We start from the raw sequence: 25,369 nt of genomic DNA on the forward strand, positions 1-25,369 counted from the left end.
CTTACAATGGGCCGGTGCCGCCGGTCCGCCGGCCGCCCAGCAGGGGGAACAATCCAATGAATCCTGGCATCGCGGAGACGCCGCCGAGCTCGCTTCGCGTCATCGCCCAGCGCCTGCGCGACGAGCGGCTGGCGCGGCTGGTCGCCAGTTACGGCGAGTACCACGTGTCGGTGCGCCGGACCCTGCTGCTGGCGCTGGCGATCGCCTGGTCGGTCTACTGGCAGCATCTGGCCGGACCGTCGCATTCGAAGGCGGTGCTCGGCCAGGAAGCGGCGCGGCTGCGCCCTTGGGCCGAACTGTATTTCGCGCTCAGCCTGGCCTGGATGGGCGCGGTGCGGCTGCGCCTGGTACGCATCACCGAGCTGGCCGACGGCATCGGCGCCACGGTGAACCTGCTGGGCATCGGCATCCTGTTGCACCTGGCATGGAACCTGTGCATCTCGCTGGTCACGCTCCTGCCGCTGGCGACCATCATGGTCGGTACGCGCTTCGGCCGGCGCATGTTCTTCAGCTACATGGCCTGCTCGGTGCTGGTGCTGGGGCTGGCCGCGCCGCCGCACTACTGGATCGACCGGCCCGCGTTCGTGCCGTTCGCGCTGGTGCTCTTGGTCGGCCTGCCGCTGACCGTCTACCGCCTGCTCGGCACGATCTCGGCCGTGTCGCAGTCGGCCCTGCACTCGCGCGACGCGCAGAGCCGCTTCATCGCGACCATGAGCCACGAGCTGCGCACGCCGCTCAACACCGTGGTGCATGCCGCCTCGCTGATCGACACCGCGGCGCTGAGCGCCACCGACCGCCAGCTGATGCATGCGCTGCGCGCCAACGCCAACGCCCTGCTGCAGCGGGTCAACGACGTGCTCGACGTGGCCGCGATCGACGCCGGCCGGCTGCACTTCAGCCGCGAACCGTTCCTGGTCGCCAACGTGCTCGGGCAGGCCCGCGACGTGGTCGGTCCGCTGGCGCACCAGCGCGGCGTACGGCTGCGCACGATCCAGGGGCGCGGCCTGGACGACGCGATGCTGGGCGACCCCGGGCGCATCGCCCAGGTGCTGATCAACCTGGGCACCAACGCGGTGAAGTTCACGCCCACCGGCGGCGAGGTGGTGATCGAGCTGCGGCTGGCCGACAACGGCCTGATGCAGCCTCGCCTGCTGTGCACGGTGACCGATACCGGCAGCGGCATCCCCGACGAGATGAAGGCGCGCATCTTCGAGCCGTTCTACCAGACCAGCGACGGCCTGGTGCGCCGCCACGACGGCACCGGCCTGGGCCTGCACATCGTGCGCAGCATCTGCCAGCAGCTCGGCGGCCGCGTGGCGGTGGGCGACAACCCGGGCGGCGGCAGCGTGTTCACCGCGGCGCTGCCGCTGGAACGTGCCACCCCCGAGCAGGCGGTAGCCGAGCCGCTGGACACGGTGAGCGCGCTGGACACCCACCGCGCGCGCGTGCCGGCGATCACCTGCCTGGTGGTGGACGACAACCGCTCCAGCCGCGACACCCTGGGCCACCTGCTGCGCCGCGCGGGCCACCGCGTGCTGTTCGCCAGCAACGGGGAGGAGGGGCTGCAGGCGATGGAGGGCATCCACCGTCCGGACATCGTCTTTCTGGACATGCACATGCCCGACCTCTCCGGCCTGGACGTGCTGGCCCGCTACCAGCAGCGCAACCCGCGGCCCACGGTGCCGATCGTGATGCTGAGCGCCGACTCGGACCCGGAGGCGATCGAGCAGGCGCTCGCCCACGGCGCCATCGCCTACCTGACCAAGCCGATCTCGATCGAGCGCCTGCTGGCGCTGCTGCGCCAGGTCGGCGCACCGAACCCGGTGGCCGCCCCACCGCCGCCCGAACCGGCGCCACGCCCGGCGGAAAGCTCGCTGGCGCTGATCTGCCGCATCGCCACGCCCGAGCAGCGACGCACCTACCTGCAGAGCTGGCAGGCCGAGCTGCAGCAGGACAACGAGCAGCTGCTCGCCGCCCTGCGCGCGCTCGACCAGCCGGCCGCCTGCAGCAGCCTGCATCGCCTGCAGAACGCGTTCCTGGTGATGGGGCGCAGCGACGCGGTAACGCTGTGCACGCGCCTGCGCGAGACGATCCGCGCCGACCAGGATGCCGGCCCGGTACTGGCCGAACTGCAGGCCGAGCTGCAGGCGACCGCGCGGATGCTGCGCGAGCGGCTCGCGGAAACGGGAGCGGTCAAAGCCGATGCCGCCGCCCGGCTCCGTCCGGTGTGATCTCCAGCGCCTCGCCGGCCTCGCCCCAGTCCGCCAGCACCCATCGCTCCGCCCGGCGCCCGCCGGGCAACCGCACCTCGTGCTCCGCCGGGCGATGGGTGTGGCCGTGAATCAGCCGCGCGGCGCCCTGCCGTTGCAACAGCGCGAGCACCGCCGCGGGATCGGCATCGGCCCACGGCAGGCCCCGCTCGCGCAGCCGACGCTGTGCCTCGCGGCTTTCCGCGCGCAGCTGTCGCGCCAGGGCCCGCCGCTCGGCCAGCGGCCGGGCCAGCAGCTGCGCCTGCCAGGCCGGATCGCGCGCCTGGGCGCGCCAGCGCTGGTACGCCCGGTCGTCCAGGCACAAGGCGTCGCCGTGGCAGAGCACCGTCGGTACGCCGCCCAATCGCAGATGCGTGGGGTCGGGCAACAGCGTCAGTCCCGCGCGCCGTGCGTACGCCGCGCCGAGCAGGAAGTCACGGTTGCCGTGCAGGAAGTAGACCGTCGTTCCCGCCTCGGCCACCGCCCTCAGTTCGGCCGCCACTGCAGCGGGCAGTGGCGCGTCGTCGTCGTCGCCAATCCAGGCCTCGAAGACGTCGCCGAGCAGGAACAGCGCCTGCGCCCGACGCGCCGCACCCCGCAGGAAGCGGAACAGGATGCCGGTGAGCTCCGGACGGCCGGCGTCCAGGTGCAGGTCGGACATCAGCCAGGCATGGTCGACGTCGATCGTCATGCCGGCTGCGTGAAACCACGCGCCCTTTGCGGGCGGAGCCCGAGATGCCGCCACGTACCGTCAGCTGGCTTCACGCGAAGGACCGGTGCGAGTGAGGGAAAATGGCGCGCCCGGAGGGATTCGAACCCCCGACCAATGGCTTCGGAAGCCACTACTCTATCCGGCTGAGCTACGGGCGCGTGTTGCGAGGCCGCGGCGGATGCGTGCCGCAGCGGACGGGCAGTATAGCGGAGTTGGGCGCGGCGGTTGAGGGGCGGCCTTGCCGTCCCACGGACGTGCCGCGGGACGGCAAGCATGAGGCGGACGGTGCGTACGCTGCCGCCGCTCCCGAAGGGAGGTCCGCATCGGTGCGGCGGGGGCCGGGCACGCCCGCCCCCCAACCCTGCGACCCTCTCCCGCGCCGGGAGAGGCACCGGACCTCAGAGCGGCTTGATCAGCTCGGCGAGCGTGTCGGGCTTGCTCTTGTCGCGGACCAGGTGCGGGTACTTCAGGCCGTCGTGGTAGCCCACGCGGATGGTCTTGTACTCGTCGAAGTTCTTCACCAGCAGCTCGATGGGCTGGCTCTTGTCCTTCGCCGCGGCGGTGATCGCGTCCTTGATGGCGTCGCCGGAGAACTCCTTGCCGTTGACCGCCACGATGGTCATGGCGGGCGAGAGGCCGGCCTTGAACGCGGGGCCGTCCCACAGCACGTCGGCGATGGAGCCGTCCTTGCCCAGCGAGACGCCCAGCGAGTAGGTCAGGTCGGTGAAGTGGCGGCGCGACTCGATCGCCTTCACCGCGGCCGACGGCTTGTCGGTGTAGACCAGCTTCCAGCCGTGCGACTCGATGCCGCCGATCAGCGGGCCGTGGCCGTCCAGGCGCGTGCGCAGGTAGCTCTTCCAGTCGTACGGCGCGATGTCGTCGAGGGTCTTGACCACGTCCTCGAAGGTATACGTGTTGACCGACCAGTCGCCGTTGTTCATGCCGAAGAACGCGCGCGCGAAGGCATCGATGTTCTTCTTGTTGCGGGTCAGCTCGCGCAGCTTGCCGTCGACGTCCAGCCAGATCAGCTCGCCGGCCGAGTAGTAGTCCTCGCTGGCCTGGTAGTTGCGATACGGCAGCGGGCGGCGCTGGGCGATCGGCGGGTCGTTGGTGGTGTCCTGCACGTTGCGCCAGCTGGCCAGGCCGGGGCGGCCCTTGTCGTAGGTGGCGGCGACGAAGGCGAGCATGTCCAGCGTCTGCTCGGTGTTCCACAGGCCCGAGCGGGCGGCCATGATCTGGCCCCAGAACTGGGTCTGGCCCTCGTACACCCACAGCAGCGTGTCGCTCATCGGCACGTTGAAGTTGGGCGTGGTCAGATCCGCGCCGCGGCGGTACTTGCCGTCCCAGGAGTGGTTGAACTCGTGCGAGAACAGGTCGCGCGCGTAGACGTTCTTGTCCCACTCGGTGAAGTAGTCGGCGCTCACGCCGTCCTCGCTGGAGCGGTGGTGCTCCAGGCCGTTGCCGCTCATCTTGTCGCTGAGCGAGACCAGGAAGTCGTAGTGGTCGTAGTGGTGGGCGCCGTACAGCTTGTACATCTGCTGGATCAGCTCGCGGTGGGGCTTGAGCTGCTCGGGCTTGATCTCCAGGTACTTCGGATCGTCGGCGACGATGTCCATGTGCACCGGCGTCCTGGCGCCCGGGTCCAGGTCCACGCGCTTGAAGTACTTGCCGGCATAGATCGGCGAGTCGACCAGCGCGTTGTAGGTCAGCGGCTTGTAGTTGACCGTGTCGCCGTCGGTGGAGGCGACCTCGAGCGCGGTGCCGGCCTGCCAGCCTGCCGGGTAGGTCACGCTGGCCTGGGCCGGGATCTTGCGGATGTTGTAGCCGGCCGGGTACAGCGTCACGGTGTTCCACTGCAGGTTGAGCATCTCCGGCGTCATCACCACGCGGCCCTGCTTGGTGTCCTGCGGCGAGAGGAACTCGAAATAGGCCTGCACCTCGGTGACGCCCTCGGGCACGTCGACGTGGAAGGCATACACGTTGAGCGGGTCGCGCGTCCACGGCAGCACCTTGCCGTTGGCCTTGATCACCAGGCCGGCGAACTTGTCGATCGGCCCGGTCGGCGAGTGGTTGCCCGGAATCCACTGCGGGTACAGCAGGGTCAGCGGGCCCGGCTGTGCGGGAATGGTCTCGTTGACGCGGAACACGCGATGGGCCACGTCGGTGGCGTCCACGGTGATCTTCAACGTGCCATTGAAGGGCGCATCACCGATCGGCGGCACGTCGGCGAAGGCGGGCACGGCGACCAGCGCGAAGCCGGCGGCCAGCAGGGCGGAAGCGAGGGGCTTGGTTTTCACGGAAGGGACTCTCCGGTGGTGGTGCTCGAGCCTCGCCGTTGGTCCCGGGCGCAGCGCAGCGAAGTCGAGGGATGGTCCTTCGACTCCGGCCCTGCGGACCTGCGCCCGGTGGGAACGGCGAGGGATGGATGCATTACTTGCGCGGCGCGGCGATCGCGGTCAGCAGGTCCTTGCCGCCGGCACGCACCAGGTGCGGGTACTTCAGGCCGCCGTGGTAGTCGATCCTGACCGTGCTGTAGACGTCCACGTTCTTGACCAGCAGCTCGACCGGCGCCTGGCTGGTCCGGGCGGCGGTGACCGCGTCCTTCAGCGCCTCGGGCGAGAAGTCCTTGCCGTTGACCGCGACGATGGTCAGGCCGGGCACCAGGCCGGCCTTGAACGCGGGGCCGTCCCACTGCACGTCGTAGATGTCGCCACTCTTGGACGCGGACAGGCCCAGCGAGTAGGCCAGGTTCACGTTGTGGCGCAGCGACTCGGCGGCCTTGTCCTCGGCGTTGGGGGTGTCGGTGTAGACCAGCTTCCAGCCGCCGCGCTCGATGCCGTGCTCGGGCAGTTGGTCGCCGGTGTAGTCCAGCCGCGCGCGCAGGAAGCTCTTCCAGTCGTAGGGCTGCACCTGGTTGAGCGCGTCCACCACGTCGTCGAACGTGTAGGTCTTGGTGACGTGGCTACCGTTGTCCATGCCGAAGAAGGCGCGGGCGAAATCGTCCAGCGAACGCTTGCCGCGGGACAGCTCGCGGATCTGCGTGTCCACGTCCAGCCACAGCAGCTGGCCCTCGGGGTAGAAGTCGGTGCCGCGGCGGTAGTTGCCCCAGCCGCCGCCGCCGTAGTAGGTGAGCGGCGCGGCGTCGGCGGTGTCCTGCAACGAGCGCCAGGCGCGGCCGGTGCGGGTGGCCATCGCCGCGGCGATGCTGGCCATCGAATCGCGGTACTGCGCGGCCGTCCACAGGCCTGCGCGCGCGGTGAGCACGCCGGACCAGTAGTCGGTCAGGCCCTCGTAGACCCACAGCAGGTCGTCCTCTTCCACGGTGTTGAAGTCCGGCGCCCACAGCTTGGCCGGGCGGCGGAACTTGCCGCACCAGGAGTGCACGTACTCGTGCGGCATCAGGCTGGCCATCAGCGTGTAGGACTTCTCGTCGGTCAGCATGTCGGCCGGCAGGCGGTCGTCGCTGGACTGGTGATGCTCCAGGCCGAAGTGGCCGGTGTGGTCCGACAGCGTCAGCAGGAAGTCGTAATGGTCGTAGTGGTGCGCGCCGAACAGCTTCTCGGTCTGCTCGATCAGTGCGCGATGCTGCGCGAGCTGCTTGTCGGTGAGCTTGACTTGGGTGGCCTCGTCGGCCACCACGTTGAGGTGCACCGGCACGCCGCCGTTGGGGTTGAGATCGACGCGGTTGAAATGCTCGCCGGCGATCAGCGGCGAGTCGACGAAGTCGCTGAAGCCCACCGGCTTGAAGGTGGTGGTCGTGCCGTCGCGCGAGGCCACCTCCAGCGCGGTGGCGAACTGCCAGCCCTTGGGCAGGATCACGGTCGGCTGGATGCGGATCTGCCGCGCGTAGTAGCCGGCCGGGTAGAACGCCACCTGGTTGAATTCCACATCGACCAGGTTCGGCGTGGACGAGGCACTGGCGCCGAACAGGCCGCCCTCGCCGGGCGAGAGGAACTGGAACTCGAGCTGCAGCTGGTTCGCACCCTCGGGCACCTCCAGGTGCAACGTGTACATGTCACGCAGGTCGCGCCGCCACGCCACGCGCTTGCCGTTGGCGGTGATCACCAGGCCGGCCAGGTTCTGGATCGGGCCCGACGGCGAATGTTCGCCCGGGATCCACTGCGGGTAGTACAGCGTGAAGCGGCCCGGCCTGGCCGGGATGGCCTCGTGCACGCGGAAGATCTTCTTCGGCGCGTCGGTCAGGTCCACCTTGACGGTCAGCATGCCCGGATAGGGCTGATCCACCGGCGCCGGCTTCTCGGCGTGGACAGCCATCGACACGGCCGCGCCCAGCGCGACCACCAGCAGTTTCGAACGAAGCTCTTTCACGGACATTCCCCTGGCGGACCACGGCGCACACGCGCCCTTACCTGCCAGGCCGACGCCGCTCGGCAACCCGTTAGCCGACATGACAGGCAACCGATGGTAGGACGAAGGTCACGCCCCTCCCCCTGCCAGAGGTCACGCCGGCGACCATGCGCCGGCGTTCGTGTGATCCGGCGCTAGCCGCGCTCGCGCGCCAGCCGGCTGTGCCGGATGCCGTAGCCGAAGTAGATGACCAGGCCCAGGATCATCCACACCACGAAGCGCTCGATGGTGATCGCCGGCAGGCCGCCGAGCAGGATGAAGCGGCCGTCCTGCACCCAGGGCCAGCCGATGATCAGGAACAGCGAGAACAGCATGCCGGCCGGCGCCACCAGCCACAGCGCGGGCGTGCGGAAGCTGCGCTGGAGCTGCGGCTTGCGCACGCGCAGCACCAGCACCGAGCCGCAGATGATGATGAACGCGGCCAGGGTGCCGATGTTGACCAGCTCGGCCACCTCGCCGATCGGCAGGAAACCGGCGACCAGCGCCGTGAACACGCCCAGGATCATGGTCGGCCGTGCCGGCGTGCCGTACTTCGGATGCACGTGCGAGAACCACTTCGGCAGCAGTCCGTCGCGCGCGAGCGCGAACCAGATGCGCGCCGCGCCGAGCATGAACGCGAACAGCACGCTGGTGATGCCGGCGATGGCTGCGATCGAGATGATCGCGCGCACCCAGTCCAGCCCCAACGCCTTGAAGGCGGCGTCGACTGGCGCCGGCGAGTTGAGCTGCGTGTACGGCACCATGCCGGTGAGCACCAGCGAGACGGCCAGGTACAGCGCCATCGACACCGCCAGCGAGAGCAGCACGGCGCGCGGCAGGTCGCGTTGCGGGTGCCGGGCCTCTTCCGCCGCGGTGGTCAGCGTGTCGTAGCCGAACACGGCGAAGAACACGATGCTGGAGGCGGTCAGCACGCCGCTCCAGCCGAAGTGGCTGCCGGCGGCGTCGTAGGTCACCGCCGGCACGAACGGATGCCAGTTGGCGGTGTTCACGTAGAACGCGCCCACGCCGATCACCAGCGCCACGCCCACCACCTTGACCACCACGATGGCGGTATTGAAGCGCGCGCCCCATTCGGTCTTTACCGTCAGCATCAGCGCGATCAGCAGGGAGATGACCGCGGCGATCAGGTTGAACACCTTGCCGCTGCCGGGATTGGCCGGGTCGTAGGCGCCCTGCGCCCACAGCGGCAGCTGCACGTGGAAGAGCTGCTCGAGCAGAGCCTGCACGTAGCCGGACCAGCCGATCGCCACCACGCCCACGATCAGCGCGTACTCGATCAGCAGGTCCCAGCCGATGATCCAGGCGAACAGCTCGCCCAGTACCGCGTAACCGTAGGTGTAGGCGCTGCCGGTGACCGGGATCATGCCGGAGAACTCGGCGTAGGCCAGCGCGGCGCAGGCGCTGCCCAGGCCGGCCACGATGAAGGAGAGGATCACCGCCGGGCCGGCGTTCACCGCCGCCTGCTGCCCGGCCAGCACGAACACGCCCACGCCGATGATCGCGCCGATGCCGATCGCGGTGAGCTGCCACAACCCCAGCACGCGACGGAAATCCCTGGCGCCGCCCGCCTCGGCCTGCAGTTGCTCGACCGACTTGTGGCGCACCAGCCTGGCAAGAAAGCCCATCGCGTGTTTCCCCCCGTGAAAGCGAGCCCGGATCATAACGTGCCCCCGGGCGGTCTCGGCACCGCCGGAGGTCACCGCCACCGTCTCCGATGCTGCGAGGGGATCGCCGCTACCGGGCGCCTGCCCGCGACGGGCCTTCGCGCAGCCAGGGCAAGGCCGCCGCACTGGCCGCGAACAGCAACACCAGGGCCGCTGCCACGCGCCCATCCGGATGGGCATCCGCGAACCAGCGGCCCGACCCGGCCAGCACGACGGAGGCCAGCAGTCGCGACGCCTCGATCCAGCGCACGGGCCTTCCTTCCATGAGCAGGCCGAGGAGCGTCAGGCTGCCGACCAGGTAGGCGGCATAGCCGAGCAGCACCGGCAGGGACGCGGTGGCGCTGATGCCGAGGAAATGCGTGGCCATGCCGAGCAGCAGCGCGAACTGGGCCAGGCAGTAGGCCGCGAGCGGGCGCGACAGCGGCGGGTCGAAGCGCTCGCGATGCAGGTCGAAGGTCGGCCTGGGAAAGCGCGCCGCCACATCCGCCGGGCGCCAGCCGGGCGGCTTGAGCCACACCAGCGCCTTGTCGCGCCAGCGCCGCGCGCGCCACATGTCCTTTGCCGTCGCCCAGTACACTTCCGCGTTCGCCCACAGCGGATTCCAGCTGCGCAGCGGCGCGCGGGTGCCGTACACGGGCGGGTCCGCGTCGTCCTCCTCGACGAAGGTGCCGAACAGGCGGTCCCACACGATCAGGATGCCGCCGTAGTTGCGGTCGAGGTAGCGCTCGTTCACCGCGTGATGGGCGCGGTGGTTGGACGGCGAGCAGAACACGCGGTCGAACCAGCCGAGCCGCCCGACCTGCTCGGTGTGCACCCAGAACTGGTAGAGCAGGTCGACCAGCGCGACCACCGCGAACACCTCGACCGGAATGCCGGCGAGCGCCATCGGCAGGTAGAACAGCCAGCCCAGCAGCAGGCCGCTGCCGGTCTGGCGCAACGCGGTGGAGAGGTTGTAGTGCTCGCTCTGGTGATGCACCACGTGCGCGGCCCAGAGCAGGTTCACCTCGTGTCCGGCACGGTGCAGCCAGTAGTAGAGGAAATCGTAGGCGACCAGCGCGGCCAGCCAGACGACGACACTGTCGGCCGGCAGCGCGACCGGCGCCCAGTGCGCGGCCACCCAGCCGTAGATTCCGATCGACAGCAGCTTGCCGAACACGCCCACCACCTGCGAGATGACGCCCAGCCCGATGCTGCTGATCGCATCGTTCAGGCGGTAGGCGGCCCGGCCGCGCAGGCGCGCCACCAGCAGCTCCACGCCGATCAGCGCGAAGAACACCGGCGTGGCCAGGGTGATGATCCGTTCCTGCAGGTGCATGGTGCGCGTCCAGCGACAGAGGCCGTTGCGCGGGCATCGTACTGCGCGCCGTGCGAGGCGCGCAGCCCGGGCAAGAAAAAGGGCCGCAGGAAAACCTGCGGCCCTCGGTACGACGGGCTGCGGACAGCCCGGCTTTTCGACTCGTCTTAGAAGTCGTACGACACGCCGAAGCGGACGTAGCGCGGAGTCATCGAGCTGTATGGACGGTTGTAGCTCGGGTTGACGTTGAACGTGTAACCGCTGATCGGATAGGTCTGCGTCGTGGTCTGCTTGTTGAGCACGTTGTAGACCATCACGTTGAACGCCAGCTTCTTGCCCGCCCACTCAGGACGGTACTCGGCGCTCAGGTCCAGACGGTAGGTCCACGGCTGGTGCTCCTTGCCCGGCGCAGACGGCTGGCCGTTGCAGAAGTGGTAGTACGGACCGTAGCCCAGACCCGGGTTGCCCTCGTCCGCGCCGTAGTAGCCGAGGCAGGTCTTCGGCATGCCGGACATGACCACCAGGTTGCCCGACAGCAGCAACTCCGGCGTGAGCTGGTAGGAGCCGTAGGCCTTGATCTGGTGACGGCGGTCGTTGGACAGGCTGCCGTTGGCGTAGTCCATGACGGCGGCGTAGTCCCAGTCCACCGTGGCCGAGACGTCGTTCTGACCGATGTCAGAACGCACCTGGCCCTCGCTGTTGCCGAAGCTGTGCGACCACAGGTAGTCGATCTTGCCGTACCACTTGCCGTCGAACGGATGCTCCAGATACAGGTTCAGACCGTAGTACTTGCGCTTCATCGTGGTGTTGAAGCCGAAGTCCTTCATGGTCATCGGGACTTCGTAGTAACCGGTGCCATCCGCCTTCGGGATCATGAAGACGTTGGTGCGACCCGGGTTGAACAGGTAGCTGCCCTGGATCTCGCCGATGTCGGCCGGATCGATGCCCATCGCTTCCATCTTCGCCTGGATCGCATAGGAGTCACCGACGTCGTCGATGCCGTTGCGCAGGTTGCGGAAGGTCGCCTTCGCACCATAGGTCCACGACTGATTGAACTGCTTGTCGAAGCCCAGGATGTACTCGTCCTGGTATTCCGACTTCAGGTTGCGCGCCGCAGCCGTCAGCGGGTCACGCGGCTGGCCGTACTCGCGGTTGCCGGAGATCGGACCGCCGGTGCTGCTCGGAATCGGGGTCAGCCCCGTGGGAACGCCGTTGGCGTCGATGCCGGTGTAGGTGTAGTACTCGTTCGTGTAGGTCGAAGAACCGGCCGAACGCAGCGCCACACTCGCCGGCATGGCGAGATAGTAGCGGCCGGCGTTGCCGTACACCTTGAAGGTGGAATCGCCATTCACGTCCCACGCGAAGCCGATGCGCGGCGCCCACTGCGGCGAGGTCAGGCGCAGGTACGGCACGCCATCGCCGTTGTTGTTGGTGAACTGGTCATTGCGCAGGCCGATCTTGACCAGCCAGCGGTCGTTGATCTGCCAGGCATCCTCGATGTACTGCGCACGCTGTTCGGTGGTGACCGAGGCGCCGTTGGTGTAGATGTACTTCGACACGAAGTAGCCACTCTGGCCGTTGGCCACCGAACCCGGGTTCTGGACCCACGGCTGCGACTGCCAGCTGGCACCGTTCGCATCGGGACCGCCCAGGATCCACTTGCTCGGATCGCCCACATCGTAATCCCAGGCATAGCCCGGGCCCGACATCAGGTTCTGATCGTTCTCGTCGGAGATCTTCTGGTTGTCGATACCGGCCGTGATCGTGTGGTCACCCAGACGGTAGGTCACGTCGAGGCGCAGGTTGGTGTTCTTCGTGCGGTGCGCCGGATCGGTGACATACAGGGCGGTCTGCGGACCGAAGATCGGGCTGCCGCCGTTAAGCGCCGGGTTCTGCTTGTCGCCGCCAATGACGTAGGCATAGGTCGGGTCGTAGCCCGGCACGGTTTCGTACAGGGTGCCCTTCATCTGGCCGTACAGCACGCTGACGGTCAGGTCATCGGTGATGTAGCTGGTGAACTTCGCCGAGTACAGGTCCGAACCGTACTTGTGTGAAGTGTCGTAGCTGTTGAACGCGCCAGTGCGCAGCGTGTCGTAGTCGAAGTCGTAGATCGAGCCCTGGTAGGACTCCTTGCTCGATGCACCGGTCAGCTCGAGAATGTTGTTCTCGTTGATGTTCCAGTCGAGCTTGGCGTACCACTTCGGATCGTCATAACGGTACTGGGTGTTGTACGCAGACGCGTTCGAACCCACGCTGGTACCTTCCTTGCGCTCGGCTTCGGCCGCCGCGAAGAAGAACAGCTTGTCCTTGATCAGCGGACCGCCAACGTAGCCGGCCACGGTGGTATCCCACGCCTTGTTCTCGTTGCGGTACTGGCGCATCTTGCCGGCCGCCGTGCCGCTGACGTAGTAGTAGTTCTTCGGATCGGACTTGAGCGACTTGGGCGTCCACTGGATCTGGCCGCCGAAGTGCCATTCGTTGGTGCCGCGCTTGCCCACCTGGCTGATCACACCGCCGTCGGAACGACCGTAGGCGGCACCGTAGCCACCGCTGAGGATCTCCTGCTGGTCGATCGCGCCGTACGGCAGGGTCAGGCCACCCAGACCGCTGAGCGGATCGGTCGTGTTGAAGCCGTTGATGTAGTAGGCGTTCTCGGTCACCGAGGAGCCGCCGAACGAAACCACCGAACCACCGGCGGTGCCGGTGAACAGCGCACTACCTTCCACCACGCCCGGTGCCAGCAGCGCGATCGCTTCGGCGCTACGGGCCAGCGGCAGCTTGGCCAGCTGCTCGGCGGTGATCACCGTACGGGAGTCCACGCCGGTCACGTCGATCGACGGTAGCGCGTTGGCGCTGACGGTGATCGCCGACAGGTTCTGGGCATCGGCCGCGCCGGCCGCCGCGAAGGAAACCTGGGTACCGGCGCCCACGCGCAGGGTGACGTTGTTGCGGGTGTCGACCGTCTGGCCGTTCTGGCGCAGGGTGACCGTGTAGTCGCCCAGCGGCAGCTGGTTGGCCACGAAGCGGCCGCTGGCGTCCACCGGCACTTCGCGGGAGAAGCCGGACGCGTTCTGGATCAGGACGGTCTCGCCCTGGGCCGCCGGCGCATCACCGAAGATGCTGCCCGTGGTCGACTGGGCGAAAGCGGCGCCGGCAAAGCCCATGCTCAGGGCGATGGCCAGGGCCGTCCGGCGGATGACCGGACGATTGGTAACTTGCAAATTCATGCAGAACTCCCCGAAAACCTGTTATCGGATAAAGGACTGGGGCAATCACGCACGCCCCTGCGGCAACGAGCACAAGCATCCATCCGCATCCGGATTCCAGGCGTTCCAGGAGTGCCTGCAAGAAGCCACCAGCCGCGTTGGGGGATCGACGGGTGACGAGTCAGGCTGTGGGGAAGCGGGGCTCGTTTGACCGAACCTTAAGATTTGCCCAGCAAAAATTCAACATATCGATGGTCACGGCAGCCAACCCTGCGCCCTGGCGACCGCTCGTCGCCCCAGCGCCGGATCATCCGTGAAGAGCGCGTCGACCCCTGCGGCCAGGTGCGCGGCCATCTCGGCGATCGAGCCGTCGGCGTTGACCGTGGCCGGCGCGTCGCCCTTCCACAGCGCCGGCGGCAGGAAGGCGTTCTCGGGGCGGAAGGTCCAGGCGTGCACCTCGAGGCCTGCCGCATGGGCGTCGGCCACCAGCGGAGTGGGCACAGCCAGGGCGCCGCGTGCGTCCAGCGGCAGGATCGCCCGCGACCAGGGGCCGACCGCGTCGGCGTAGTGCGCCACCTCGCGCAGGCCACGCGGGCTTGCCAGGTCGGCGTATCGCAGCGCGCCGCCGGCCGCCTGCACGTCGAACGGTTGCGCCTGCGGCGCGTCGAGCAGTTGCAGCAGGCGCACGTTGGGCCGCCCGTCCAGGCGTTCGCGCAGCCAGCGCAGGTTGGCCACCTCGAAGGACTGGATCACGACCGGCAAGGTGCGCGTGCAGGGGTGCGCCGCCAGCAGGTCGAGCAGGGGCTGCTCCATCGCCAGCCCGAGGCTGCGGAAGTAGGTGCCGTGCTTGATCTCGGGGATCAGGCCGACCCGGCGGCCGGCCGCCACGGCGGCGGCCAGCAGGCCGAGGATCTCCTCCAGCGTGGCGATCGGATAGCGGCCGTCGTGGGCGATGCCGCGCAACTGCGGCAGCCGCTCCCGCATGCGCAGGGTCTTCAGCTCGGCGAGCGTGAAGTCCTCGGTGAACCAGCCCTCGACCGGCACGCCATCGATCCGCTTGAGCGTGCGCCGGGCGGCAAACTCGGGATGGTCGGCGACGTCGGTGGTGGCGCCGATCTCGTTCTCGTGGCGGGCGACCAGCACACCGTCGCGGCTCATCACCAGGTCCGGCTCGATCAGGTCCGCGCCGTCGTCGATCGCACGTGCGTAAGCCGCCAGCGTGTGCTCGGGCAGGTGGGCGCAGGCGCCGCGGTGCGCGATGACCAGCGGACTAAGGACGAGGGGGCGTTCGCTCACGACAGGCGATCCCGGGGCACTGCAGCCACCTTACAGCGGCACGCGGGGCCGCGAGCTACAGCTTGAGATAGAGGCGTCGCCGGTCCATCGCCCAGGCGATCGCCCACCACAACGCCACGAACGCCAGCGCCCAGGTCAGCGAGGCGACGTAAGGTCCCGCCCGCGGCGTGATCCAGCCGGCGAACAGGCGTTCGTAGAGCGGCTGCTGCCAGCCCGCGGCCGGCAGCAGGATCTGCATCAGTTCGGAGCCGGCATAGATGGCGATCGCGTTCATGCCGAAGCGGCGGCCCGGCGCCGGCCCGCCATGGCGGTCGATCAGCCAGTGCAAGGCGAGCAGCGCCAGGAACGCCCAACCGGCGGTCCACAGGGCAAAGGACGGAGTCCACAGGTTCTTGTTGAACGGCTGCCATGCCGACCAGGCCAGGCCGGCCGCGAGCGCCAGCAGCCCGGCCACGGCGAGCGCCGCGGTACGCCCAGCGCGCAGCCAGCGGCCCGCGACCAGCCCCAGCAGCGTGGTGGCGAGCGACGGCAGCGTACCGGCCAGGCCTTCCGGATCGTGCCCGCGGCCGCTGGCCGGATCGACCTGGTAGACGGTGGGCCCGAACACCGCGCTGTCGATGCGGCTGACCAGGTTGTCCCACGGCGCCAGCGTGCCGCCTGCGTGCAGCAGCAGCGCGTAGCCGCCCAACAGCAGCGCGATCGCGAGCCACTGCGTGCGCTGGCGCGCGTACAGCGCGAAGACCGCCACCCCGGCGTAGCACAGGCCGATCCGCTGCAGCACGCCGGGCAGGCGCAGGTGCGCGTGCGGCAGCAGCCACCAGGCCAGCAGGTTGATCGCGAGCCCCAGGCCGACGATGCGCAGCGCGCGCCAGCCCGCGCCGCGCAGCAGCACCGCACGCGGCACGCCGGCCTCCTGCTTCGGCTCCAGCGCCAGCGCCACCGACACGCCGACCAGGAACAGGAAGAACGGGAACACCAGGTCGGTCGGCGTGCAGCCGTCCCAGGCCGCATGCTCCAGCAGCCCATAGACATGGCCCCAGTCGCCCGGGTCGTTGACCAGCAGCATGGCGGCGACCGTGCAGCCGCGCAGCGCATCTACCGAGGCGAGCCGGCGCCGCGGCCAGCCCTCGCCCGATGAGCGCGGGCTGGCTGGCGTTCCTCCCGGAGCAGGGTGCAAAAAAGGCATCGCGAGCAAGCTCGCTCCTACGGGGAAAGCTGCAGCGTGAGTCGGCCGAAGGCGTAGAGCGGACCGTCGGTCGGCGCGGTGAAGGCCAGGCACAGGTCGTGCGTGCCCTGCTGGCGCGGGAAGCGCGCCTGCAGCGCGAAGCGGCGCGGCGTCCGATCCGGATCGGGCAGCGGCACGCTGGCCAGCACCGGGCCGTCGCAGCCGTCGCGGCGGATCACCAGCTCGCCGTGCGCGGTGGCCGCCTTCCGCTGCACCACCAGGCCGGCCTCGTGCGCCAACTGGTAGTTGTTCGGCAGGCGCGCCAGGTCCACGTGCAGTGCGGTGGTGCCATCCAGCGGCGCCACCGGCCACAGCTGGCAGGCGTTGAACAGGTTGACGGTGTACACCGGCCGCCACGAGGTCGCGTCGGGCAACGGCTGCACGCGCAGCCGGAACGGGCTGCCCGGGCAGTTCACCAGCGTGTTGCCGTCGCGCCGCAGCAGGCTGGCTGCGTCGAAACTGCGTGTCCGCATGGCCAGGATGCGGCCGTCCGGCGCGAACGTGGTAGCGCGCACGGTGACCGGCAGGGTCACCGGTACCGGACCGCTGTAGACCGGCGAGCCCGGGTTGGGCGCACTGCCGTCGAGGCTGTAGCGCAAGGTGCCGAGGCCGGCCTGGGTCGAGAGCGTGAGCGTGCTGCGCCCGCTGGCGCGCGCGGCCGCCTCGTCGAGCGTGATGACCGGCGCGAACGCGCTGTCGGCGTAGGCGATGCGCGCGCGCCGGTAGCGCGCAAGCTGCGCCGGCAGGCGACCGAGGAAATCGCGCCAGTCGCGCCGCCCCGGCGGTGTCCACAGCACCTCGGCCAGCGCGTCCAACCGCGGGAACACCGCGTACTCGACGTGCTGCATGTCGGGCATGTGCTCGGTCCACACGTTGGCCTGCGCGCCGAGCACGTGCCGGACCTGCGTCGCGTCGAGCCCGGCCGGCACCGGCTCGAAGGCGTAGATGTCGGCCAGGCCCTTGACCGGGATGCGACCGGTCGGCTCCTCCGGGTGGTCGCTCTGCAACTGGTCGAAGTACAGGTCGGGCGAGGGCGAGAGCACCACGTCGTGGCCCTGCCGGGCCGCATCGACGGCGCCCTGCGTACCACGCCAGGACATCACCGCGGCCTCGGCCGGCACGCCGGCGGCGAGGATCTCGTCCCAGCCGATCATGCGCCGGCCGTGCGCCTCGAGGTAGGCGCCGAGCCGGCCCATCAGCCAGCCCTGCAGCTGGTCCTCGCTGGCAAGGCCCAACGCCTTCATGCGCGCCTGCACCGCGGGCGAAGCCTGCCACTGGTCCTTCACCGCCTCGTCGCCGCCCAGGTGGATCGTGCGCGACGGGAACAGCGCCATCACCTCGTCCAGCACGTGCTCGAGAAAGGCGATGGTGGGGTCGTTCACGTTGAACAGCGTGGTGTGCACGCCCCAATCGGGCGAGACGGGGATGCGCTTGCCGGTCACGCCGAACTGAGGATACGCAGCCACCGCGGCGGTGGCATGCCCGGGCAGGTCGATCTCCGGCACGATGGTGATGCCGCGCGCGGCCGCGTAGGCGACCAGGGCGCGGATGGTCTGCTGCGAATAGAAGCCACCGTAGCGGGCCGGTTCGCCGTCCTCCCCCGCCGCCGGCGGGGTGCGCCAGGCGCCGATCCGGGTGAGCTCGGGGTAGCGCTCGATCTCGATCCGCCAGCCCTGGTCGTCGGTGAGGTGCCAGTGCAGCACGTTGAGCTTGTGCAGCGCCATCTGGTCGATCAGCCCGCGGATCTGCGCCGGGCTCTGCATGTGCCGGACCGAGTCCAGCATCAGGCCGCGCCAGGCGAAGCGCGGCGCATCCGCGATGTGCAGCGCCGGCACGGCCCCGTCGCGAGCCTCGTCCAGCAGTTGCACGAGCGTGGCCGCGCCGTGCAGCAGACCGGCGTCGTCTTGGGCGACGACGCGGATGCCGTGCGCATCCACGTCCAGCGTGTAGCTGCCGGCGACCGCACCGGCCCGGGCGTCGTGGCGCAGGACGATGGCGCCGTCGGCAGGCGCGCCCTCGCGCAGCGCCAGGTGCGGCCCGTCGATGCGGGCCAGCTGCTCCAGCAGGAAGGTGCCGGCCCGGTGCGCACCGGCATCGCCCGGCGCCACCAGGACGCGGGTGGCGGCAGCGAGGGTGAAATGGCCGGCGCCCAGGGCGAGTTGCGCCGGCCGCGGGATCAGCGCCGGCTCCGGCGACGCGGCGCGCGCAGCCAGCGCGGCAAAGGCGAGGGTCAGACAGGAAAGCAGGCGTTGCATGCGCGGGTCTCCGTGGTCTTGCCGGGGTACGTAGAAGCGAGCTTGCTCGCGATGTTCCGCTTTTTGTGTGCTGCGCAGCGAAAAGCATCGCGGGCAAGCTCGCTCCCGCCAGGCAGGCCCACCCCATGGGTTGCGGCAGGGCGCAAAAAGCGGTCCCGGCGAAGACCTGCCGGGACCGTGCGGGGAGGATCGCGGGACACCTGCCGGGCAGGCGCGTCCTCAGAACTTGAAGCGCAGGTTGAGGTAGTACTGCCGGCCGTTGACGTAGAACGCGTACGGCTGCTTCCCGTAGGCGGCGTTCTGCGTGTAGTACTTGAGCTTGGGGTTGTTGAGGTTCATCGCGTCCAGCGACAGCGACATCCAGTCGGTGAGCTGCACGCCGAAGGACGCCGCCAGGTTGCCGATGCCCTGCTGGAAGTAGGTGTCGGTGCGGCTCACGCCGGCATAGAACTCCGAGCGGTAGGTGTAGCTCACGCGCGCGTTGAAGCGCTGGTTCTCGAAGTAGCCGGACACGTTGTAGGTGTGCTTGGAGGTGCCCTGCAGCGGCACGCCGCCGGTGGCGTGGCCGTCGGCATAGGTGTAGTTGGCCTGCACGCCGAAGTTGTCGCCGATCGGCTGGATGTAGTTGAGCTCCACCCCGCGCACCTGGCCGTTGACGTTGCGCGGCACGCTGATCAGGTAGTCGTTGAAGACGTCGGTGCCGGCGGCCGCCGAGGCCTGCATGTCCTTGAACCGGCGCACTTCGTTGCCGAAGTTGACGTAGTCGTGCAGGTTCATCGCGTAGACGCCCGCCGACAGCAGGCCACGCGGCGCGAAGTACCACTCCACCGCGGCGTCGAAGTTGCTCGACACCAGCGGCCTGAGCTTCGGATTGCCGCCGCTGCCGGTGTGGGTGAGGTCGTCGGCCGAGACGTAGCCGGCCAGCGCGGAGTAGTCCGGACGGGTCATCGTCTGCGAGGCGGCGAAGCGCAGCAGCAGGTCGTCGGACAGCGCGAGCTTGAGGTTGGCGCTGGGCAGGAACTTGTCGTAGCTGTGCTTGTAGGTGTTCCAGTAGTAGTCGCCGAAGGCCGATCCGGTGATGGGACCGGTGACCGTAGTGGCTTCGGCATCCGGCGCGGTGCTGGTGTAGCCGATGTTCTCCTTGGTCTTGACGTAGCGCACACCGAAGTTGCCGCTGGCGATCCCCGCCTGGAAGTTCAGCTGCAGGTAGGCGGCCGAGTCCTTCTCCTCCACCTTGTAGACGTCGTTGAAGTAGAAGCGCGAGACCGGGTCGCGGTTGGCGTAGGCCGCATCGATGGCGGCCAGTTGCGCCGGCGTCCAGTACCAGATCGGCCCGGGGAAGCTGCCGCCGACCGAGCTGCCGAAGTCGCCCGGGTAGTGCTCCACGGCGGTCGGGTAGCCGGCCGGGTCGGTCCAGTCGGTGGCGAAGTTGGGCCCCTGCGCGATCTCGCTGGGGTTCTGGCGGGTGTGCTTGGCGTAGCGCACGCCGAACTGCAGCGAGCTGAAGGCGCTGTCGTCGAAGGCGAGTTCGCCATCGGCCTGCGCCCAGTCCTCCTTGTCCTTCACCTTGATGCCCTGGCCACCGAAGATCCAGCCCATGTCCGGGCGGATCCCGGAAGTCGAGCTGTTGTCGCCGCCCAGCGTCCAGTTGATCGGCTTGCCGAGGCCGCGCATGTCCCAGCTGGCCCCGGCGCCGACGGCCGTACCGAGTTCCATCACGTCCTGGGTCGGCGAAGAGCCGCTGCCGCGGGTGGTGCCGACCTGCCCGGTGAAGGTCAGGTGGTCGGTGGCGCGCCAGTCGGCATCCAGGGTGAGGTACTTCGACTCGGACGCCGCGCCCGGACGCGAGATCTGGTCGTACACGCCGTAGGCGCCGGTACCGCCGCTGATCGAGCCGCTGGTCACGACGTTGTTGCGGATCGTGTTGGCGGTCAGCACGCCGCCGTTGGCCAGCGCGCTGCTGGCCCACATCATGTAGTTGCGGTTGTAGTTGTCGGCCTTGAGCTTGGAGTAGAAGCCGTTGATGTCGAGGGTGAGGTTGTCGGCCGGCTTGATCTGCAGGTCGATCACGCCGCCCTTGCGCTCGCGCTCCTGGGTGAACAGCACGGCGCCGATCTCGTTCGGGTAGTACACGGTGTTGCCGTCGACCGTGGTCGGCAGGTAGCCGCCCACCACTTCCTGGCCGTTGCGCTGCAGGCTGCGCTTCTCGTAGAAGCCCTGCACCATCACGCCGGCGGTGCCCGCGTCGTTCTTCCAGTTGAACAGGCCGCTGAACTGCGGCTTGGTCTTGCCCGGCAGGTCGGCGTAGACGCCGCCGAGCGACACCTCGCCGGTGACCGGCTTGGCGAACTCCAGCGGCTTGCGCGTGACGATGTCGACCGAGCCGGCGCTGCCGCCCTCGACCAGGTGCGCCTCCGAGCTCTTGTAGACCACCACCTGGTTGACGATCTCCGAGGGCAGCAGGCTGTAGCTGACGCTGCGGCCCACGGTCTGCACCTGGCTGAGCACGAACCAGTCGCCGGTGCCGATGGAGTGGCCGTTGACCAGGGTCTGGGTCAGGCTCGGCGCAGTGCCGCGCAGGCTCACGCGATCGCTCTCGTCGAAGCCGCCTTCGCTGGCGCTGGAGGAGCTGATGTTCACGCCGGGCAGGCGCTGCAGCGTGTCGGCCACGTTCTTGGCCGGCAGCTTGCCGATGTCCTCGGCGGTGACCACCTCCACGTGCGAGTCGAAGTCCTTCTTGGTTTCCAGCGACTCGGTCTCCGCGTTGCGGATGCCGGTCACGGTGATGGTGCCCAGCTGCTTGACCTTGGCGCGGTCGGAGCGGGGCTGCGTGGCGGCATCGCCGGCCTGCGCGTTGTCCTGGGCATGCAGCGTGCCGGCCAGGCACAGGCCGGCGATGATGCTGGCGGCTAACAGCGTCTTGCGGTGTGACATGGTGCTCCCCTCCAAGCGGATCGGCAGCGCGGCGAGGCGGATGCCGGTTGGTTGTCTGGGCTCGCGCCCGGTTCGATGCGGCTTGCCTGAGCTCACCCCGGCTCGACATGACCGGCGATGGCCAGGCCGGCCGCGCCGATCACGCCGTGCTGGCCGTGCTCCATCAGTCGTACGGGAACCTGTTGCAGGTACGGGCGCATCACGCCCTTGTTGAAGAAGCGCTCGCGGAAGCGGCCGGCCAGCAGCAGCGGGCGGACCTGCGGCAGGATGCCGCCGGCGAGGAACACGGCACGCGCGCCGTAGAGCAGCGCGAGGTCGCCGGCGAAGCTGCCGAGCAGGCCGCAGAACACCTCGAGGGTTTCCACCGCGACCGCGTCGCTGCCTTCCAGCGCGGCACGGGTGATCGCATCGGGCGCCGGCACCGCGGCGCGCACGCCGCACAGCGTGCCGATCGCGCGATAGAGGTTGCGCAGCCCCGGACCGGACAGCGCGTGCTCGAAGGCCACGTGCGCGCGCTCGCGGGCGAGCAGGCGCAGGATCTCGATTTCACGTTCGTCGCCGGGCGCCAGTGCGATCTGCCCGGCCTCGGTGGCCAGCACGCGCGCCTGCGGCGTATGCGGCAACAGCACCGCCGAGCCCAACCCGGTGCCCGGCCCCATCACCAGCACCGGGCCCCGCGCACGCGGCGTGCCGGGCTCGACCACCGGCACGGTGTCGGCCGCGGTGAGGAACTGCGTGGCATAGGCCACTGCTTCGAAGTCGTTGATCACCGCCAGGCGCTCGACCGGCAGGCTGTCGCGCAGTTCGCCGATCGACACCGGCCAGGCCAGGTTGTCGTTGACGATGGCGTCGTCCAGTACATAGCCGGCGCTGGCCACCACGCACTGCTCGATCGGGGCGGACACGTCCAGGTACGCCACGAAGTGCTGCAGCACCGCCGCGAGGCTGGGCCACTCGGCGCAGACGTAGCGCTGGTAGCGCAGCACGGTGACCGGACGGGCGCCGTCCGGGCGCCGGCTGACCAGGCCGACGCGCGCATGCGTGCCACCGACGTCGGCGGCCAGCAGCAAGGCCTCCTGCGGCAGGCGCTGCGACGCACTCCTGGGGTTGGCGACCTCGGCCACGACTCCTCCCTCCGCGTTCGCCCGGCGTCCCTGGACGTCGGCGGAGGCGGAGTCTGGACAGCGATGACAACGTTGTCAACGCGTTTCGGCAGCATTTCGGGAGGTCCGGTTTTGGCAGCGCAACATGGCGCCGACACTTGAACGCCACGGCACGAGGTAAAGGAGCCGCGAACCCCATGCGGTGCTGGCTTTGCCCGCTCCGAACCGCACGGGCAAGACATGTCGCACCGCACCAGACGAGCTGGCGGTCGAGTGTCTCTTTCGGTAGCCGAGCACCTGGACGACGCCGGTCGCGAGGGACACAAATTGACAACGTTGGCGCGCAAGGCCATAAAGCCGGCCGGGGGAGTGCCCGTCGCGGCGCTCGCATCGCCATGCGTTTGCCTGACAGGAGCCGTCCATGTCGTCCACCACGCTCGCGACCGATCGACCGCAGCCTTCGGCCGTGGGGCCGATGCTGGTGCTCGGGCTGCTGTTCTTCATCTTCGGCTTCGTCACATGGCTCAACGGGCCGCTGATCACCTTCGTCAAGCTGGCGTTCCAGGTCGGGGACGTCTACGCCTTCCTGGTGCCGTTCGCGTTCTACATCTCCTACTTCGTGTTCTCGCTGCCGGCCTCGATGGTGCTGCGGCGCACCGGCATGAAGAAGGGCATGGCGGTGGGGCTGTTCGTGATGGCGATCGGCGCGATGGCCTTTGGCCAGTTCGCCACCATGCGCATGTTCGCCGGCGCGCTGGTGGGGCTGTTCGTGATCGGCGCGGGCCTGTCGCTGCTGCAGACGGCCTCCAACCCCTACATCAGCATCCTGGGACCGATCGAGAGCGCGGCGCAGCGCATCGCGGTGATGGGCATCTGCAACAAGGTCGCCGGTATCCTGGCGCCGGTGGTGATCGGCTCGCTGGTGCTCGCCGGCATCGGCGACATCGACGCGCGGGTCCACGCGGCGCCGACGCCGCAGGCGCGCGAAGCGCTGCTCGACGCGTTCGCCGCCAAGATCCATGCGCCCTACCTGGGCATGGCGGTGCTGCTGGCCCTGCTGGCCGTCTGGATCCTGCGTTCCCCGTTGCCGGAGATCCGCCCGGCCAGGGCCAACAGGGAGCAGGCGCACGATGGCGACACCAGCATTCTCGGCTTTCCGCACCTGTGGCTGGGCGTGCTGTGCCTGTTCGTGTACGTGGGCGTGGAGGTGATGGCGGGCGATGCGATCGGCACCTACGGCGCGGGATTCCACCTGCCGCTGGACCAGACCAAGTTCTTCACCGCGTTCACCCTGGGCGGCATGCTGCTGGGTTACGTGGCCGGCCTGGTGCTGATCCCGCGCGCCATCTCGCAGCAGCGCTACCTCGCGGTCTCGGCGGTGCTGGGCATACTGTTCAGCGTGTGTGCCTATCTCACCCGCGGCTACGTCTCGGTCGGCTTCGTGGCGGCGCTCGGTTTCGCCAATGCGATGATGTGGCCGGCGATCTTCCCGCTGGCGATCCACCGGCTGGGTCGCCACACCGAGGCCGGTTCCGCCCTGCTGATCATGGGCATCGCCGGCGGCGCGGTGGTGCCGCAGCTGTATGCGCACCTGAAGGCGGTCCTCGACTTCCAGCTGGTGTTCGCCGGGCTGATGGTTCCCTGCTACCTCTACATCCTGTTCTACGGCCTGCGCGGCTACCGCGTGGGCCTGCGTGACGGCGATGGCGCGCACCCACGGTGAAGGCGCCGCCACGCCGGCGCGGCGGTGGGCTAGGATGGCGCGCCAGTCCCGCGGAGAATCCGTCGTTGCGTCACGCCACCATCAAGGACGTCGCCAAGCGCGCCGGCGTGTCGCTGAAGACGGTCTCGCGGGTGATCAACCGCGAAGCGTCGGTGCGCGAGGACACGCGCGAGAAGGTGGAGCGGGCGATCGAGGCGCTGGGCTACCGCCCCAACCTCTCCGCGCGCAGCCTGCGCGCGGCGCACTCCTATGCGATCGGGCTGGTCTACGACAACCCGAACGCGCACTACGTGATCAGCATGCAGAACGGCGTGCTGTCGGCCTGCCGCGAGCGCGGCTTCGGCCTGCAGATCCATCCCTGCGATTCGTCCTCGCCCGGGCTCGCCGAGGAACTGTGTGCGCTGGTGCGCCGCTCGCGCCTGGCCGGGCTGGTGCTGGCGCCGCCGATGTCCGAGCAGCCGCAGCTGATCGCCACGCTGAAGGCGCACGCGATCCCGTTCGTGCGGATCATCGCCGCGCGCACGGACCCGGCCGACGGCTCGCCCTGCGTGTGGGTGGACGACCGCGACGCGGCCTACGCGATCACCGAGCACCTGATCCAGCTCGGCCACACGCGCATCGGCTTCCTGTGGGGCGAACCGCACCACCGCTCCAGCCCCGAGCGTTACCAGGGCTACGCCGACGCGCTGAAGGATTACGGCATCGCGCTCAACAAGAAGCTGATCCTGCCCGGCCGCTACGCCTTCGACGACGGCTTCCGCGGCGCGCGCAAGCTGCTGGCGCTGAAGGAGCCGCCCACCGCGATCTTCGGCAGCAACGACGAGATCGCCGCCGGCGTGCTCGCCGCGGCGCGCTCGGCCGGGCTGGACGTGCCGTGGGACCTTTCCATCGCCGGCTTCGAGGACAATCCGTTCTCCAAGCAGGCCTGGCCGGCGCTGACCACGGCGCGGCAGTCCACTGCCGAGATCGGCCGGCACGCCGCATTGCGGCTGATGGCCGAGCTGCAGCAGGGCGCCTCGGCGCCGGACACGGCCAACGAGGGTTTCGTGCCGGAGCTGGTGGTGCGCGGGTCGACGGCACCGCCGCGCAAGGCCTGAGGCTACGCGCCGCGCTCCGGTTCCCTGTCGTTCGACCTCGGCCCTGCGGGCCTGCATTCGGGGCGAACGGTGGCGAGAGGTGCGGTCTCCGGTCGTGCGGACGGAGAGTGGCGAGAAAGCGCTTCACCACGCCCCATGGCCGGAGGACCGTTCCCCCTGAGCGCCGCGAAGCGCGCTGCCGCCGTCTCGCACGTTTGAGCTCCTCTCCCGCCGGGAGAGGGGTCGGGGTGAGGCTTCGGTGCC

General features: G+C 69.2%; 14 protein-coding genes and 1 tRNA gene. 3 read left to right on the forward strand and 12 right to left on the reverse strand.

Translation table 11 applies throughout. The features are described from left to right. Window positions 1-56 precede the first annotated feature (56 nt). Complete coding sequence (locus WAT24_RS08725) at window positions 57-2,231, forward strand: ATP-binding protein (RefSeq protein WP_336807461.1); 2,175 nt, start codon at window positions 57-59, stop codon at window positions 2,229-2,231. On the opposite strand, the gene WAT24_RS08730 is transcribed toward WAT24_RS08725, so the two are convergent. The 12 genes from WAT24_RS08730 to WAT24_RS08785 form a co-directional block, all read right to left on the reverse strand. After that, entirely contained in the window at window positions 2,194-2,940 is a 747-nt protein-coding gene (locus tag WAT24_RS08730) for a UDP-2,3-diacylglucosamine diphosphatase (RefSeq protein ID WP_336807462.1), read from the reverse strand. The two genes, WAT24_RS08725 and WAT24_RS08730, sit on opposite strands and share 38 nt — an antisense overlap. A gap of 102 nt (window positions 2,941-3,042) precedes the next feature. Next, a tRNA-Arg gene (locus WAT24_RS08735) sits at window positions 3,043-3,119 on the reverse strand. Window positions 3,120-3,359: 240 nt separating this feature from the next. Continuing rightward, the gene (locus tag WAT24_RS08740; protein ID WP_336807463.1) at window positions 3,360-5,258 is read right to left on the reverse strand and encodes a M61 family metallopeptidase; all 1,899 of its coding nucleotides are present in this window, start codon (window positions 5,256-5,258) and stop codon (window positions 3,360-3,362) included. Between the two features lie 133 nt (window positions 5,259-5,391). Beyond that, on the reverse strand, window positions 5,392-7,296 hold the full coding sequence (locus tag WAT24_RS08745) for a M61 family metallopeptidase (protein ID WP_336807464.1): 1,905 nt from the start codon (window positions 7,294-7,296) through the stop codon (window positions 5,392-5,394). Between the two features lie 167 nt (window positions 7,297-7,463). Further along, window positions 7,464-8,954, reverse strand: a complete 1,491-nt coding sequence (locus tag WAT24_RS08750) for an amino acid permease (protein WP_336807465.1) — start codon at window positions 8,952-8,954, stop codon at window positions 7,464-7,466. 109 nt (window positions 8,955-9,063) lie between these two features. Next, window positions 9,064-10,308 carry a sterol desaturase family protein gene (locus tag WAT24_RS08755; RefSeq protein ID WP_336807466.1) on the reverse strand — a complete coding sequence of 415 codons (1,245 nt, stop codon included), beginning with the start codon at window positions 10,306-10,308 and terminating at the stop codon, window positions 9,064-9,066. A gap of 146 nt (window positions 10,309-10,454) precedes the next feature. Beyond that, a complete protein-coding gene (locus WAT24_RS08760; RefSeq protein ID WP_336807467.1) occupies window positions 10,455-13,514 on the reverse strand; it encodes a TonB-dependent receptor in 3,060 nt (1,019 codons plus the stop codon). 234 nt (window positions 13,515-13,748) lie between these two features. Next, entirely contained in the window at window positions 13,749-14,789 is a 1,041-nt protein-coding gene (locus tag WAT24_RS08765) for a glycerophosphodiester phosphodiesterase (RefSeq protein ID WP_336807468.1), read from the reverse strand. A gap of 55 nt (window positions 14,790-14,844) precedes the next feature. After that, window positions 14,845-15,966: an acyltransferase family protein gene (locus WAT24_RS08770; protein WP_336807518.1), complete on the reverse strand. Its 1,122-nt coding sequence runs from the start codon at window positions 15,964-15,966 to the stop codon at window positions 14,845-14,847. Window positions 15,967-15,992: 26 nt separating this feature from the next. Beyond that, window positions 15,993-18,269: a beta-N-acetylhexosaminidase gene (locus tag WAT24_RS08775; protein WP_336807469.1), complete on the reverse strand. Its 2,277-nt coding sequence runs from the start codon at window positions 18,267-18,269 to the stop codon at window positions 15,993-15,995. Between the two features lie 219 nt (window positions 18,270-18,488). Further along, window positions 18,489-21,203 (reverse strand): TonB-dependent receptor, encoded by a 2,715-nt coding sequence (locus WAT24_RS08780; protein WP_336807470.1) that lies wholly within the window; start codon window positions 21,201-21,203, stop codon window positions 18,489-18,491. Between the two features lie 92 nt (window positions 21,204-21,295). Then, the gene (locus WAT24_RS08785; RefSeq protein ID WP_336807471.1) at window positions 21,296-22,327 is read right to left on the reverse strand and encodes a glucokinase; all 1,032 of its coding nucleotides are present in this window, start codon (window positions 22,325-22,327) and stop codon (window positions 21,296-21,298) included. Window positions 22,328-22,727: 400 nt separating this feature from the next. Between WAT24_RS08785 and WAT24_RS08790 the strand changes: the two genes are divergently transcribed. Both WAT24_RS08790 and WAT24_RS08795 read left to right on the forward strand, forming a co-directional pair. Beyond that, window positions 22,728-24,029 (forward strand): sugar MFS transporter, encoded by a 1,302-nt coding sequence (locus WAT24_RS08790; RefSeq protein ID WP_336807472.1) that lies wholly within the window; start codon window positions 22,728-22,730, stop codon window positions 24,027-24,029. Window positions 24,030-24,094: 65 nt separating this feature from the next. Next, complete coding sequence (locus tag WAT24_RS08795) at window positions 24,095-25,126, forward strand: LacI family DNA-binding transcriptional regulator (protein WP_336807473.1); 1,032 nt, start codon at window positions 24,095-24,097, stop codon at window positions 25,124-25,126. Window positions 25,127-25,369 lie beyond the last annotated feature (243 nt).

Origin of the sequence: Fulvimonas yonginensis, from assembly GCF_037137055.1 — a bacterium.
In the GTDB taxonomy this organism is placed as follows: domain Bacteria; phylum Pseudomonadota; class Gammaproteobacteria; order Xanthomonadales; family Rhodanobacteraceae; genus Frateuria_A; species Frateuria_A yonginensis.